11 protein-coding genes and 2 tRNA genes are annotated in these 13,372 nt (G+C 71.5%); 7 read left to right on the top strand and 6 right to left on the bottom strand.

What is annotated here, in order from left to right:
- Nucleotides 1–25 precede the first annotated feature (25 nt).
- The 4 genes from ACLHRZ_RS12485 to ACLHRZ_RS12470 all read left to right on the top strand — a co-directional run bounded on the left by ACLHRZ_RS12485 (nucleotide 26) and on the right by ACLHRZ_RS12470 (nucleotide 3,581).
- Complete coding sequence (locus tag ACLHRZ_RS12485) at nucleotides 26–739, top strand: M50 family metallopeptidase (RefSeq protein ID WP_490418427.1); 714 nt, start codon at nucleotides 26–28, stop codon at nucleotides 737–739.
- Nucleotides 740–790: 51 nt separating this feature from the next.
- Entirely contained in the window at nucleotides 791–2,137 is a 1,347-nt protein-coding gene (gene aroA, locus ACLHRZ_RS12480) for a 3-phosphoshikimate 1-carboxyvinyltransferase (protein ID WP_490418426.1), read from the top strand.
- Nucleotides 2,138–2,154: 17 nt separating this feature from the next.
- A complete protein-coding gene (rsgA, locus tag ACLHRZ_RS12475; RefSeq protein ID WP_490418425.1) occupies nucleotides 2,155–3,162 on the top strand; it encodes a ribosome small subunit-dependent GTPase A in 1,008 nt (335 codons plus the stop codon).
- 95 nt (nucleotides 3,163–3,257) lie between these two features.
- Nucleotides 3,258–3,581, top strand: a complete 324-nt coding sequence (locus ACLHRZ_RS12470) for a DMT family transporter (protein ID WP_490418471.1) — start codon at nucleotides 3,258–3,260, stop codon at nucleotides 3,579–3,581.
- 19 nt (nucleotides 3,582–3,600) lie between these two features.
- Here ACLHRZ_RS12470 and ACLHRZ_RS12465 read toward each other — a convergent pair whose 3' ends face one another.
- Complete coding sequence (locus tag ACLHRZ_RS12465; protein WP_490418424.1) at nucleotides 3,601–4,230, bottom strand: TetR/AcrR family transcriptional regulator; 630 nt, start codon at nucleotides 4,228–4,230, stop codon at nucleotides 3,601–3,603.
- Between the two features lie 126 nt (nucleotides 4,231–4,356).
- On the opposite strand from ACLHRZ_RS12465, the gene hisN reads away from it, so the two are divergent.
- Together hisN and ACLHRZ_RS12455 are read left to right on the top strand one after the other, a co-directional pair.
- On the top strand, nucleotides 4,357–5,151 hold the full coding sequence (gene hisN, locus ACLHRZ_RS12460) for a histidinol-phosphatase (RefSeq protein ID WP_490418423.1): 795 nt from the start codon (nucleotides 4,357–4,359) through the stop codon (nucleotides 5,149–5,151).
- A 129-nt stretch (nucleotides 5,152–5,280) separates the two neighbouring features.
- Nucleotides 5,281–5,685 (top strand): CBS domain-containing protein, encoded by a 405-nt coding sequence (locus ACLHRZ_RS12455; RefSeq protein ID WP_490418422.1) that lies wholly within the window; start codon nucleotides 5,281–5,283, stop codon nucleotides 5,683–5,685.
- 64 nt (nucleotides 5,686–5,749) lie between these two features.
- Here the strand turns inward: ACLHRZ_RS12455 and ACLHRZ_RS12450 are convergent, their stop codons facing one another.
- Nucleotides 5,750–7,225 (bottom strand): catalase, encoded by a 1,476-nt coding sequence (locus ACLHRZ_RS12450; RefSeq protein ID WP_490418421.1) that lies wholly within the window; start codon nucleotides 7,223–7,225, stop codon nucleotides 5,750–5,752.
- A 166-nt stretch (nucleotides 7,226–7,391) separates the two neighbouring features.
- Between ACLHRZ_RS12450 and ACLHRZ_RS12445 the strand changes: the two genes are divergently transcribed.
- Nucleotides 7,392–7,811 (top strand): Fur family transcriptional regulator, encoded by a 420-nt coding sequence (locus ACLHRZ_RS12445; protein WP_490418420.1) that lies wholly within the window; start codon nucleotides 7,392–7,394, stop codon nucleotides 7,809–7,811.
- Nucleotides 7,812–7,853: 42 nt separating this feature from the next.
- Here the strand turns inward: ACLHRZ_RS12445 and ACLHRZ_RS12440 are convergent.
- The 4 genes from ACLHRZ_RS12440 to ACLHRZ_RS12425 all read right to left on the bottom strand — a co-directional run bounded on the left by ACLHRZ_RS12440 (nucleotide 7,854) and on the right by ACLHRZ_RS12425 (nucleotide 13,230).
- Nucleotides 7,854–7,927: transfer RNA gene (locus ACLHRZ_RS12440), tRNA-Met, on the bottom strand.
- Nucleotides 7,928–7,978: 51 nt separating this feature from the next.
- Entirely contained in the window at nucleotides 7,979–9,958 is a 1,980-nt protein-coding gene (locus ACLHRZ_RS12435) for a tetratricopeptide repeat protein (RefSeq protein ID WP_490418419.1), read from the bottom strand.
- A gap of 270 nt (nucleotides 9,959–10,228) precedes the next feature.
- A tRNA-Met gene (locus ACLHRZ_RS12430) sits at nucleotides 10,229–10,302 on the bottom strand.
- A 39-nt stretch (nucleotides 10,303–10,341) separates the two neighbouring features.
- A complete protein-coding gene (locus tag ACLHRZ_RS12425) occupies nucleotides 10,342–13,230 on the bottom strand; it encodes a UPF0182 family membrane protein (protein WP_490418470.1) in 2,889 nt (962 codons plus the stop codon).
- Nucleotides 13,231–13,372 lie beyond the last annotated feature (142 nt).

Below are 13,372 nucleotides of genomic sequence, written 5' to 3'. Positions count from 1 at the left end.
CGAAGACGCAAGGAGCGGATCACCGATGGACAGCACCACGGCCACCGAGCTATGGGACCGCGTCGTCGGCGGCCAGCCCGCCCCCGAGCTGTGGCTGGTGATCGTCACCGCCGCGGTGGCCCTCGGCGCGGTCGTCCCCTGGAACGTCTGGCGCATCACCCGTAACGCCGTGACCATTGCGCACGAGGGCGGCCACGCGCTCGTCGCCCTGCTCAGCGGGCGCCGGCTGGACGGCATCCGGCTGCACTCCGACACCTCCGGGCTGACCGTCTCGCGCGGCCGGCCGACCGGCCTCGGCATGATCCTGACCGCCGCCGCGGGCTACACCGCGCCCTCCCTGCTGGGCCTGGCCGGCGCCGGGCTGCTGGCCGCCGGGCACATCACCGCCCTGCTGTGGGGCGCGGCCGTGCTGCTCGCCGCGATGCTGGTGATGATCCGCAACGCCTACGGGATGCTGACGGTGGTGCTCGCGGGCGCCGCCTTCGTCCTGGTGTCCTGGCTGGCCGGACCGCAGGTGCAGGCCGCGTTCGCGTACGGGGTGGTGTGGTTCCTGCTGCTGGGCGGCGTCCGCCCGCCGTTCGAGCTGCAGCGCAAGCGGCGCCGCGGGGGCGCCGCGGACTCCGACGCGGACCAGCTGGCGCGGCTGACGAACGTCCCGGCGGCAGCCTGGCTGTTCCTCTTCCACGCCGTCACCCTGTGCTCGCTCGCGGCGGGGGGACAGTGGCTGCTCGGAGTGTGAGCGCAATAAGCACGACGGAACCACGCCCGGAACCTCAGTAAGGTTAGGGGCATGACCGAGAGCCCCGCGCACACCGATCTCTGGCCCGCACCGCTCGCCACGCGAGCCGTCGACGCGACCGTCACGGTGCCAGGATCGAAGTCGGTCACCAACCGTGGCCTCGTCCTGGCAGCCCTGGCCGCCGAGCCGGGCTGGCTGCGCCGGCCGCTGCGCTCCCGGGACACCCTGCTGATGGCCGAGGCGCTGCGCGCCATGGGCGTCGGCATCGAGGAAGGCGTGGGCCCGGACGGCACCGGCGAGGCCTGGCGCGTCATCCCCGCCCGGCTGCACGGCCCGGCCACGGTGGACGTCGGCAACGCCGGCACGGTGATGCGCTTCCTGCCGCCCGTGGCCGCGCTGGCCGACGGCCCGGTGCGCTTCGACGGCGACCCCCGCAGCTACGAGCGCCCCCTGCACGGCGTGATCGACGCACTGCGCGCCCTCGGCGCGCGCATCGACGACAACGAACGCGGCGCGCTCCCCCTGACCGTCCACGGCGCCGGCGCCCTCGACGGCGGCCCGGTGCAGATCGACGCCTCCTCGTCCTCCCAGTTCGTCAGCGCCCTGCTGCTGTCCGGACCGCGCTTCAACCAGGGCGTCGAGGTCCGCCACGTCGGCTCCGCGCTGCCCTCGCTGCCGCACATCCGGATGACCGTGGACATGCTGCGCGCGGCCGGCGCCCAGGTCGACACCCCCGAGGCGGGCGGCGAACCGGACGTCTGGCGGGTCTCCCCCAGCGCCCTGCTCGGCCGCGACCTGGTCGTCGAGCCCGACCTGTCCAACGCCGCGCCGTTCCTGGCCGCGGCCCTCGTCACCGGCGGCCGGGTCACCATCCCCGACTGGCCGGAGCGCACCACCCAGCCGGGCGACGCGCTGCGCGAGATCTTCACCGCCATGGGCGGTTCCTGCGAACTGACCGAGGCGGGCCTGACGTTCACCGGCACCGGCCGGATCACGGGCATCGACGCCGACCTGCACGAGGTCGGCGAGCTCACCCCGGTGATCGCCGCGGTGGCGGCGCTGGCCGACTCGGAGTCCGTGCTGCGCGGCATCGCGCATCTGCGGCTGCACGAGACCGACCGGCTCGCCGCGCTCGCCAAGGAGATCAACGAGCTCGGCGGCGACGTCGCCGAGACCGAGGACGGGCTCGTCATCCGCCCGCGCCCGCTGCACGGCGGCGTCTTCCACACCTACGAGGACCACCGGCTGGCCACCGCGGGCGCCGTCATCGGCCTGGCCGTGTCCGGGGTCCAGGTGGAGAACGTCGCGACCACCGCCAAGACCCTCCCCGACTTCCCGGCGCTGTGGGCCGGAATGCTCGGGTCCGCCGCGGGGGCGACGACGGCGTCGAGAGCCTGAGAAAGCCGGTACGTCCCATGCGCCGCTACGGCAAGCACACCGACGAGGACGACGTCCGCGTCCGCCCCAACAGGAAGGGCAACCGCCCCCGCACCAGCATCCGTCCCAAGCACGAGGACGCGGCCGAGGGCTTCGTCCTGACCATCGACCGCGGCCGGCTGACCGTCCTCGTCGAGGACCGCACCGTCGTGGCGATGAAGGCGCGCGAACTGGGCCGCAAGGGCGTCGTCGTGGGCGACCGCGTCGCCGTCGTGGGCGACCTCAGCGGTGCCAAGGACACCCTGGCGCGCGTCGTCCGGGTCGAGGAGCGCAGCTCGGTGCTGCGCCGCACGGCCGACGACGACGATCCGTTCGAGCGCGTGGTCGTCGCCAACGCCGACCAGCTGGCGATCGTCACCGCCCTCGCCGACCCCGAGCCGCGCCCCCGGCTGATCGACCGCTGCCTGGTCGCCGCGTACGACGCGGGGCTCGAGCCGCTGCTCGTGCTGACGAAGTCGGACCTGGCCCCGGCCGAGAGGCTGATGGAGTCGTACGGGGCGCTGGGCCTGCCGTACGTGGTCACCAACCGCGACGAACTGGCCGACGGGGACGCCGCCGCCCGGGTGCGGGAGCGGCTGGGGGGCCGGATCACCGCGTTCGTGGGGCACTCCGGCGTGGGCAAGACGACCCTGGTCAACCACCTCGTCCCGGACCGCCAGCGGGCCACCGGGCACGTCAACGCGGTCACCGGCCGCGGCCGGCACACGACCACCTCGGCGCTGGCCCTGCCGCTGCCGGACGGGGACGGCTGGGTGATCGACACCCCGGGCGTACGGTCCTTCGGGCTGCACCACGTGGACCCCTCGCGCGTCATCCACGCCTTCCCCGATCTGGAGCCGGGCACCGAGGAGTGCCCGCGCGCGTGCAGCCACGACGAGCAGGACTGTGCGCTGGACCGGTGGGTGGAGGACGGCCACGCCGATCCGCAGCGGCTCTACTCCCTGCGCCGGCTGCTCGCGACCAGGGAGCGGCGCGAAGGCGACTGATCGCCTACGTTTGCGAGTGACCGCCCGCGGCAAGGGCATCAGGGGCACTGAGGCTCGTGATGCGCACGGCGGTCACGGACACGGGAGGCAATCCGATGGCGTGGCTGCTGGTGGTCGTCGCAGGTCTGCTGGAAACCGGTTTCGCCGTCTGCCTGAAGCTCTCGCACGGTTTCACCCGCCTGTGGCCCACGATCGCCTTCGCGTGCTTCGCGCTCGGCAGCTTCGGCCTGCTGACCCTCGCGCTGCGGAAGCTCGACGTCGGCCCCGCGTACGCCGTGTGGACGGGCATCGGCGCGGCCGGCACGGCGATCTACGGCATGGTCTTCCTGGGCGACCTGGTCTCCACGCTCAAGCTCGTCTCGATCACTCTGGTGATCCTCGGGGTGATCGGGCTGCAGCTGTCCGGTTCGGCGCACTGACGCCGCATCGGAGCACGCGTCAGAACACGGTGTCGCCCCGCAGGGCGCGGACCAGGCGGGCGACGCTCGTGGCCGCCTCCTCGTCCGAGGCCGCCGGGGCGATCACGTAGGACAGGGTCAGCCGGACCGCCGCCTCGCAGGCCCGCCGGGTGCGTTCGCGGTCCCCGTCGCGGCCCGTGCTGACCGCTCCGAACGCGCTGTCGCACATCCGGTCGGACAGTGCGCCCGGCGTGGGCGCCCCGCGCGCCGGTCCGGAGCCCGGGCCGGGCGCCGGGCGCGGGGCGGGGACGACCGGCGCGGCGGCGGCCGGCAGCCGCTCGCCGCGGCAGCCGGTGAGCGCGGCCCGCACCAGCGGGTTGGCCCGCGCGGCCCGCAGCGTCCACAGGGCGAGGGCGGCGCAGCAGTCGCCCGCGTCGGCTCCGTCGCGGGCGGTGTCGGCGAGGGAACGTTCCACCCCGGCGAGGAAGGAGTCGGCCTCGCGGCGCACCAGGGCGCGCGCCAGGCCGTCCTTGCTGCCGAATTCGTTGTACAGCGTCTGCCGGGAGACCCCGGCCGCGGCCGCGACGTCGACCATCCGGACCCCGTGCCAGGGCCGGGCGCCGAGCGCCGTGAAGGCCGCGTCCAGCAAGAGTTCTCGTGCCGCGGGCATCGTCGCCTCCTGGGCCCTTCGGCCGCACGACGGTCGTTGCCACAGAATTGACGTGCCACCAGACGGTGTCAAGACCCGCGGGCGGGCCGCACGTGCCGGGGGCGGGGCCGCAGGTAGTGTGCTGCCATGTCCGACTACCACGATGATCTGCGTCTGGCCCATGTGCTGGCGGACGCCGCCAATGCGGCGACCATGGACCGGTTCAAGGCCCTGGACCTCAAGGTCGAGACCAAACCGGACATGACTCCGGTGAGCGAGGCGGACAAGGCCGCCGAGGAACTGATCCGCGGCCAGCTGCAGCGGGCCCGCCCGCGCGATGCGGTGCTGGGCGAGGAGTTCGGCAGCGAGGGCGCCGGCCCGCGCCGCTGGGTGATCGACCCGATCGACGGCACCAAGAACTACGTGCGCGGGGTGCCGGTGTGGGCCACGCTCATCTCGCTCATGGTGCACGGCCCGGGCGGCTACCACCCGGTGCTGGGCGTCGTCTCGGCTCCGGCGCTGGGCCGCCGCTGGTGGGCGGCGCAGGGCTCCGGCGCGTACACGGGGCGCAGCCTGTCCTCGGCGACGCGGCTGCAGGTCTCGCGGGTGGGGCGGATCGAGGACGCGTCGTTCGCGTACTCCTCGCTCTCGGGCTGGGAGGAGCGCGGCAGGCTGCCGGGCTTCCTGGACCTCACCCGGACTTGCTGGCGCACGCGGGGCTACGGGGACTTCTGGCCGTACATGATGGTCGCCGAGGGCTCGGTGGACATCTGTGCGGAGCCGGAGCTGTCGCTGTGGGACATGGCGGCGAACGTCGTCATCGTCGAGGAGGCGGGCGGCCGGTTCACCGGGCTGGACGGGGCGCCGGGACCGCACAGCGGCAACGCCGCCGCGTCGAACGGTCTGCTGCACGACGAATTGCTGCGCTACCTGGGGTCGTAAACTCCCTGTTTCCTCCACGGGACACCTCTTGTCCACCTCCTGACGGCGTGTGAAGATGACACTCCGAGCTTGTGAACTTGTGAATCCCTGTTCGGGTTTCACGGTCCGCCAAGGAGGTGGCTGAAGGCCATGCTCGTCCGCGACGCCATGAGCACGGTGATCCTCACCATCGGTCCCGCACACACCCTCCGGCAGGCAGCGCGGCTGATGTCCGCGCGCAAGGTCGGTGCCGCCGTCGTCCTCGACCCCGACGCCGGCGGCCTCGGCATCCTCACCGAACGCGACGTCCTCAACGCGGTGGGCGCCGGGCTGGACCCGGACCACGAGACGGCCCAGGGCCACACGACCACCGATGTGGTCTTCGCGGCCCCCGAGTGGACCCTGGAGGAGGCCGCCGCCGCGATGGCGCACGGCGGCTTCCGGCACCTGATCGTCCTCGACCGCTACGAGGCCGCGGGGGTGGTGTCGGTGCGTGACATCCTGCGCTGCTGGGTGCCCCAGCGGACACCCGCGGGCACGCTGGCAGCACGCTGAGACAGGCCGAAGAGGCCGGAGCCCCATGGCGTCCGGCCTCTTCGGTGGGTACGGCAAGCGTCCGTCAGCCCCTCAGGGCCTGGACAGCGGCTTCCAGTCGCTTGCCGTAGTCGGGGTCCGCCTGGCGGAAGTTGCCGATCGCCCGCTCGACGATGTCGTCGCGCGACACCTTGGCGATGAAACCGGCGAGGTTGCCGATCAGCCGCTCCTTCTCCGGCTCGGACATCAGCCGGTAGAGGTTGCCCGCCTGGACGAAGTCGTTGTCCTCGGCGTGCGCGGGGGCGGGGTGGGTGCCGGTCGGCCCGGTGACGGTGGCCGGCTGCCACAGCGGGCGGTCCGTCTGGACGGGGCCGCCGAAGCTGTTCGGCTCGTAGTTCTTCGCCCGGCCGTGGCGGCCGTCGTAGGCGTAGCCGTCACGGCTGTTGGTGCGCGCGACGGTGGCGTGCGGGCGGTTGACCGGCAGGTGGTCGGCGTTGATGCCGACGCGGTAGCGGTGGGCGTCGCCGTAGGCGAAGAGCCGGCCCTGGAGCATCTTGTCGGGCGACGGGCCGATGCCCGGGACGAAGTGCGCCGGGGAGAAGATCGACTGCTCGACCTCGGCGAAGATGTTGTCGGGGTTGCGGTTGAGCTCCAGCTTGCCGATCTCGATCGGCGGGTAGTCCTCGTGCGGCCACACCTTGGTGAGGTCGAACGGGTTGAAGCGGTAGTCGGCCGCCTCGGCCGCGGGCATGATCTGCACCTGCACGGTCCAGCTCGGGAAGTCGCCGCGCTCGATGGCCTCGCGCAGGTCGCGCTGGTGGCTGTCGGGGTCCTCGCCGGCGAGCCTGTTGGCGTCGTCCTGGGTGAGGTTCTTGATGCCCTGGTCGGTCTTGAAGTGGTACTTGACCCAGAAGACCTCGCCCGCCTCGTTGTTCCACTGGTACGTATGCGAGCCGTAGCCGTTCATGTGGCGGAGCGTGGCCGGGATGCCGCGGTCGCCGAAGAGCCAGGTCACCTGGTGGGTGGACTCGGGCGACAGGCCCCAGAAGTCCCAGACGTTGTCCGCCTCCTGGGAGCCGGTGTAGGGGTCGCGCTTCTGGGTGTGGATGAAGTCCGGGAACTTGATGGCGTCCTTGATGAAGAACACCGGGGTGTTGTTGCCGACGAGGTCGTAATTGCCCTCCTCGGTGTAGAACTTGAGCGCGAAGCCGCGCGGGTCGCGCACCGCGTCCGCCGAGCCGAGGTTGCCCGCGACGGTGGAGAAGCGCAGGAACGTCTCCGTCTGCTTGCCCACCCGGGAGAGGAACTTCGCCCTGGTGTACCGGGTGACGTCCGCGGTCACCGTGAACGTGCCGTACGCGCCGGCGCCGCGGGCGTGCACGATGCGCTCCGGGATGCGCTCGCGGTTGAAGTGCGCGAGCTTCTCCAGCAGCAGCTGGTCCTGCACCAGGACGGGGCCGCCGACGCCCGCGGTCTCGCTGTTCTGGTTGTCCGCGACCGGAGCTCCGGACTCCGTGGTCAGCGGGCCCGTGATCGTTGCCGCCTGGCCGTTCTCCGTCACGTACGCCTCCGTCGTCTCGACTGCCTCGCGGCCGTCTGGCCTCGTCTCGAAAACGATCCTACATTGGACTTAGTCCAAGTCAAGATGAGGGCAACCTGAAGACTGATTCCATGGATGGACAGGGGCCACTGCTACGCTGGTGCTATCTGACTGATAGGTGAATGGCATGAGTGACCTGCTGGAACGGCTCCGGGGACGCGGCTGGCGGCTGACCGCACAGCGGCGCGTCGTCGCGGAAGTGCTCGACGGGGACCACGTCCACTACACCGCGGACGAGGTGCACGCCCGGGCGGCCGAGCTGCTGCCGGAGATCTCGCGCGCGACGGTGTACAACACGCTCGGGGAGCTGGTCTCCCTCGGCGAGGTCCTCGAGGTGAGCACGGACGGCCGCGCCAAGCGCTACGACCCCAACGCACACCACGCGCACCAGCACCTGGTGTGCTCCCGCTGCGGCACGATCCGCGACGTCCACCCGGCCGACGACCTGCTGGCGGGCCTCCCGGCCGACGAGCGCTTCGGCTTCACGGTCTCGGCGGTCGAGGTGACGTACCGCGGCATCTGCCCCGGCTGCACCGACACGGCATGACAAAGGGCCCGGATCCACTGGATCCGGGCCCTTTGTGAGCAGTAGCGGGGACAGGATTTGAACCTGCGACCTCTGGGTTATGAGCCCAGCGAGCTACCGAGCTGCTCCACCCCGCGTCGGTGAACCCACTCTAACGCCCTCGTGACGAGCAATGCAAACCGCTTCCGTCACGCCGTGAGCTCCTGCTGCAGCGCGTCCCGCAGCCGCGCGGCCCGCTCGGAGACCTCCGCCGGGCCGAGCTCGACCGCGTGGGCGCACCACATCTGGCCCTCGGCCAGGTCGCCCCGGCGGGCCGCCAGCAGGGCGAGCCGCAGGGCGGCGCGCCCGTGCCCGGCCTCGGCGGCCCGGGCCCACCACATCGCGGCCTCCGGCTCGCTGCCCTCGCGGGCCAGCAGCAGCCCAAGGTTGAAGGCACCGTTGCGGCTGCCCGCCTCGGCGGCCTCGCGGTACCAGTGCGCCGCCTCGACCACGTCCCCGCGCTCGGCGACGAGCATGCCGAGCCGCACCTGGGCGCGCCGGTGCCCCTGCCGGGCGGCCACCTCGTACCACTCCTCGCTCTGCGCACGGGTGTCGTCGTCGCGGTCGAGCAGGGCGCCCAGCCGGAAGGCCGCCTCCGCGCTGCCGCCGCGCACGGCGATACGCAGATGCCGCTCGGCCTCCCCGTCCTCGGCACCGCCGTCCCGCAGCAGGGCCATGGCGACCTGGAGGGCCGCCTCCGTGTGCCCGGCGGCGGCGGCCCGCTCGTACCACTGGAGCGCCAGCTGCTCCTCGTCGCGCCCGGCATAGAGGATGCCCAGGTTGAACGCGGCGTCCACGCTGCCGGCCTCGGCGGCCTTGGAGAACCACGGCTCGGCGCCGGCCGGGTCGCCGCCCTGGAGCAGCAGCACGGCCAGCGCGTTGGCGGCCTCCCGGTGCCCGGCGTAGGCGGCGCGGCGGTACCACTGCTCGGCCTGCGCGGTACGGCCCTGCTCGGCGCAGAGCAGGCCGAGGTTGTACGCACCGTTGACGTCGCCCGCGTCCAGGGCGGAGCGGTACCAGCGCTCGGCCTGCTGGGCCTCGCCGCGGTCCGCGTGCAGAGCGCCCAGCGCGTTGGCCGCATTGCCGTCGCCCTCCTGGGCCGCGCGGCGCCACCAGACGGCCGCACTGTCCAGGTCCCCGGAGTCGCGCAGCAGGAAGCCCAGGGCGCAGGCGGCGCGCGGCTCCCCGTCCTTGGCGGAGGTCAGGTACCAGCGGGCGGCCTCCTGGGTCTCGCCGCGCGCCTCCAGCAGGGTGCCGAGGTGCAGGGCGGCGCGGCGGTGGCCGCGGGCGGCGGCCTGCCGATACCACTGCTCGGCCTCGCCGGCCGGGCCGTCGCTGCGCGGGCCCTTGGCCGCGTGGGCCCGCAGGTCGCGCACGGAGGTGTCCCCGCCGCCCGCGCTCACCTGCCGGGGGATGGCGGGGCCGAGGCCGCCGGCGAGCCCGGAGAGCCCGCCGGGGGTCTGCGCCGCGGCACCCGGCGCCCGGCCGTCGAGTATCCGCGCCAGGCGGTACGCGGCCTCGCGGTGCCCGCGCTCGGCGGCGGAGCGGAACCAGCGCTCGGCGCCCACGTCGCTGCGGTGCTCCAGGAGGTCGGCCAGGGCGTACGCGCCCAGGGCGTGGCCGGACTCGGCGGACTGACGCAGCCAGTACTCGGCGGCCGGCTCGTCGCCGCGCTCGCGGTGGTAGCGGCCGAGGGCGTGCGCGGCGGCGGCGGAGCCGGCGACGGCGGCGACGCGCCACCAGCCGGCGGCCTCGTCGGCGTAGCCGCGCTGGTGCAGCAGGACGCCCAGGTTGTTGGCGGCGGAGCGGTCGCCCTCGGCGGTGGCGGCGCGCAGGTGGCGCTCGGCGCCGTCGAGGTCTCCGCGGCGCAGCAGCAGGGCGCCGAGCATGCTCAGGGACGCGGGGTCGCCGGACTCGGCGGCGCGGCGGCGGGCGGTCTCCAGCTCGAGGTCTCCGCCGTCGCCCGCGGACGACGTGGCGAAGGCCGAGGCGCGGGCACTGCCTGCGGAGCCGTCCGGCCCCGGGCCGTACGCGGGTGCGTCACGGCGGTCCTGGTCGCTCCCGTCACCGGGAGCTGTCACAAGCCGACGGGTCTCCAACAGCCTCGCCCTGTCCCCCATAAGTCCCATCGTCGCACTCCCGCAACCTGCGTACACCTGGAATACCGCAGCCAGTGAGGTCACTTCAGCGTTTTGTCGACTTCCCGACTTCCCGACACGGCGGTGCTCCAAACTCTAATCAAAACCCCCGCACACAACCCGCACAGACCGCCTCGCGCCGGGCATGGACTGCTGTCCGGTCCGACCCCCGCACGAGCGCACGGCAGTCCAACGGTCGTACAGGCGGCCCGCACATACGACAAGGCCCGGAGTCGAGAACTCCGGGCCTTGTCCTGTGAGTAGCGGGGACAGGATTTGAACCTGCGACCTCTGGGTTATGAGCCCAGCGAGCTACCGAGCTGCTCCACCCCGCGCCGTTGTGGGTCAACCGTACCACGGCGCGGGGCGGCCCCTTACCGGCTGCCCGGCTTGCCCCCGTTGCCGGCCGCCGCGGCCTCGGCCTTGGCGGCGCGGTCGAGCGCGTCCTTCAGGGCCTGCTGGGCCTTGCCGTACGCCGCCCAGTCCTGGGCGGCGAGCGCCTTCTGGCCGGACTCGAAGGCGTCCTGAGCATCCTTCAGGGCCGCCTGGACGTCGGCGTTCTGGGAGACGGGCGGCTTGGTGGTGCCCTCGGCCGGCGGTTTGGTCCCGGGCTCCGGGCTCTTCACCCCGAACACCACGTCGAGCGCCTGCGTGAGGTTGTCCTCGAAGGCCGTCTTGTCGCCGTAGGTGACCAGAACCTTCTTCAGCAGCGGGTAGTTGGTGCCGGCACCACGCACGTACACCGGCTCGACGTAGAGCAGACCGTCGTCGAGCGGGACGGTCAGCAGATTGCCGTACTCGATCTCGGAGTCGCCCCGTTTCAGGATATTGATCTTATTGGCGATCTCCGGGTCGCCGTTGAACTTGCTCTGCACCTGTTGCGGACCGGAGACCGTGGTCTCCGACGGCAGCTTGAGGATCCGGATCTTCCCGTAGTCCGGGCTCGTGGCATTCGCGTCCACCGCCATGAACGCACCGAGGTTCTCCCGGCTCTTGGGCGTGAACGTCGTGGTGAGCGAGAAGGTCTGCGCGTTCTGGTCCGGCATCTTCATGCTCAGGTAGTACGGCGGAACCGCATTGCCCGACTTGTTGGTCGGGTCGTCCGGCACCTGCCAGCGCTCACTGCCGGTGTAGAACGTGCCCGGGTTGGTCACGTGGTAGCGCGTGAGCAGCTCGCGCTGCACCTTGAACAGGTCCTGCGGGTACCGGAGATGGTCCATCAGCCCGGAGGAGATCTCGCTCTTCGGCTTCACCGTGCCCGGGAACGCCTTCATCCAGGTCTTGAGCACCGGGTCCTTGGTGTCCCACTGGTACAGCTTCACCGAGCCGTCGTAGGCGTCGATCGTGGCCTTGACGGAATTGCGGATGTAGTTGACCTGGTTCTGCTGGGCGACCACCGCACGCTGCCCGTTGGTCAGCGAGTCCGCGGTCGTGTCGCCCAGGGTCGTACGGGACGCGTACGGATAGCCGTTGGTCGTGGTGTAGGCGTCGACGATCCACTGGATGCGGCCGTCGACCACGGCCGGATAGGCGTCGCCGTCGATGGTCAGCCAGGGGGCGACGGCCTCCACGCGCTCCTTGGGCGTGCGGTTGTACAGAATGCGCGAGCCGTCGCCGATGGCACCGGAGTAGAGGATCTGCGGCTCGCCGAACGCCACCGCATAGGCGGCCCGGTTGACCGCGTTCGAGAGGCTCACGCCGCTCTTGCCCTCGTAGCTGTAGCTCTTCTCGCCCTGGTCGCCGGAGTAGTCCAGCTCCTTCTGCGGACCGCCGACGATCGAATACTGCGTCGTCTTCTCGCCGTAGTAGACGCGCTGCTCGTACGAGCCGAGCTTGCCGTCCGTCGGCAGGTTCTTCTCGGTGAAGTCCGGGGCGCCGCCGTCGGCGGTGCTGGTGCCCTTGGCGGTGATGGCACCGTATCCGTGGGTGTACTTGAAGTGGTCGTTGATCCAGTTGCGCTCGGGAATCCCGTTGATGTTCAGCTCGCGCAGACCGATGACCGTGTCCTGCTCCTTGCCGTCGACCTTGTAGCGGTCGACGTCCAGGGTGGACGGGAACTGGTAGTACCCACGCACCTGCTGGAGCTGCTGGAAGGTGGGCGAGACGATGTTGGGGTCGAGCAGCCGCAGACTGGCCGTGGAGTCCGCGTCCGCACGCAACTTCTGCTTGTCCTTGCCGTTCAGATCACTGCTGCCCGCATACTCCTTCACCTGGGCGTCGTCGATGCCGTAGGCCTCACGCGTCGCGGTGATGTTCTTCTTGATGTACGGGGCTTCCTTGGCCTGCTCGTTCGGCTGGACCTGGAACTTCTGCACGATCGCCGGGTAGAGCCCGCCGATCAGCACCGCAGAGAGCACCATCAGGCCGAAGCCGATCACCGGCAGCTGCCAGGTGCGCCGCCAGAGCGTCGCAAAGAACAGCGCCGCACAGATCAGCGCGATGATGAACAGGATCGTCTTGGCGGGCAGATAGGCGTTGGCGTCCACATACCGCAGGCCCGTCCACCCCTCGGTCGACTTCAGCCCGCTGGACTTCACCGCCAGCCCGTACCGGTCCAGCCAGTACGCGACGGCCTTGAGCATCACGAAGAAGCCGAGCAGCACGGACAGATGGCCCGTGGCGGCGGCCGTGGCCCGCCCGCCGGGGCTGGTCAGCCGCAGCCCGCCGTAGAGGTAGTGCACCAGCGCGGCGGCGATCAGCGAGAGCACCGTCGCGGCGAAGCCGAAGCTCAGCAGGAAGCGGTACCAGGGCAGGTCGAACGTGTAGAACGCGATGTCCTTGTGGAACTGCGGATCCTTCTGGCCGAAGGGCACCGCGTTCACCCACTGCAGCCACGTACGCCACTGCCCGGCGGCGGACGCACCCGCCACCAGGCCGATCAGCGCGGAGACCGCCAGCAGGGCCCACCGCTTGTACGGGGCGATGCTCATCCGGTAGCGGTCGAGGCTCTGCTGCTCCATCGACATCGCGCTCAGCGGCGGCCGCAGCCGGTGCGCCAGCCAGATGTTGACCCCCACCGCGAGGGCCATCAGCACACCGAAGACCGCGAACAGGCCGATCTTGGTGCCGAGAGTGGTGGTGAAGACCGAGGAGTAGTCCACGGAGCGGTACCAGAGCCAGTCGGTCCAGAACCCCGCGAACATGACGAAGAGCATGGCCAGCACTGCCAGCACACCCAAGGTCGTCAGCAGGGTCCGCAGCCGTCGCGACGGCCGTCCGACTCTGATCCGTGGCCCCGTGGGGCCTCCGCCGCGGTCCGGCATCTGGAAAGCCAAGGTGCGCACCTCGAAGTTCGCTGTCGATGGAGCTGTCGATCAGGCCCAGGCGATAGTAGGACCCAGTGTGGCAACTTACCGAGGCTTTACTCGGTTCCCGATTTCGGCCCTTCTCGGTGCACGATATTGA

It is taken from the genome of Streptomyces sp. AM25 (genome assembly GCF_058146165.1).
The sequence above is the reverse complement of the archived record's forward strand: the minus strand, read 5'-3'. Positions and strand labels throughout refer to the sequence as shown.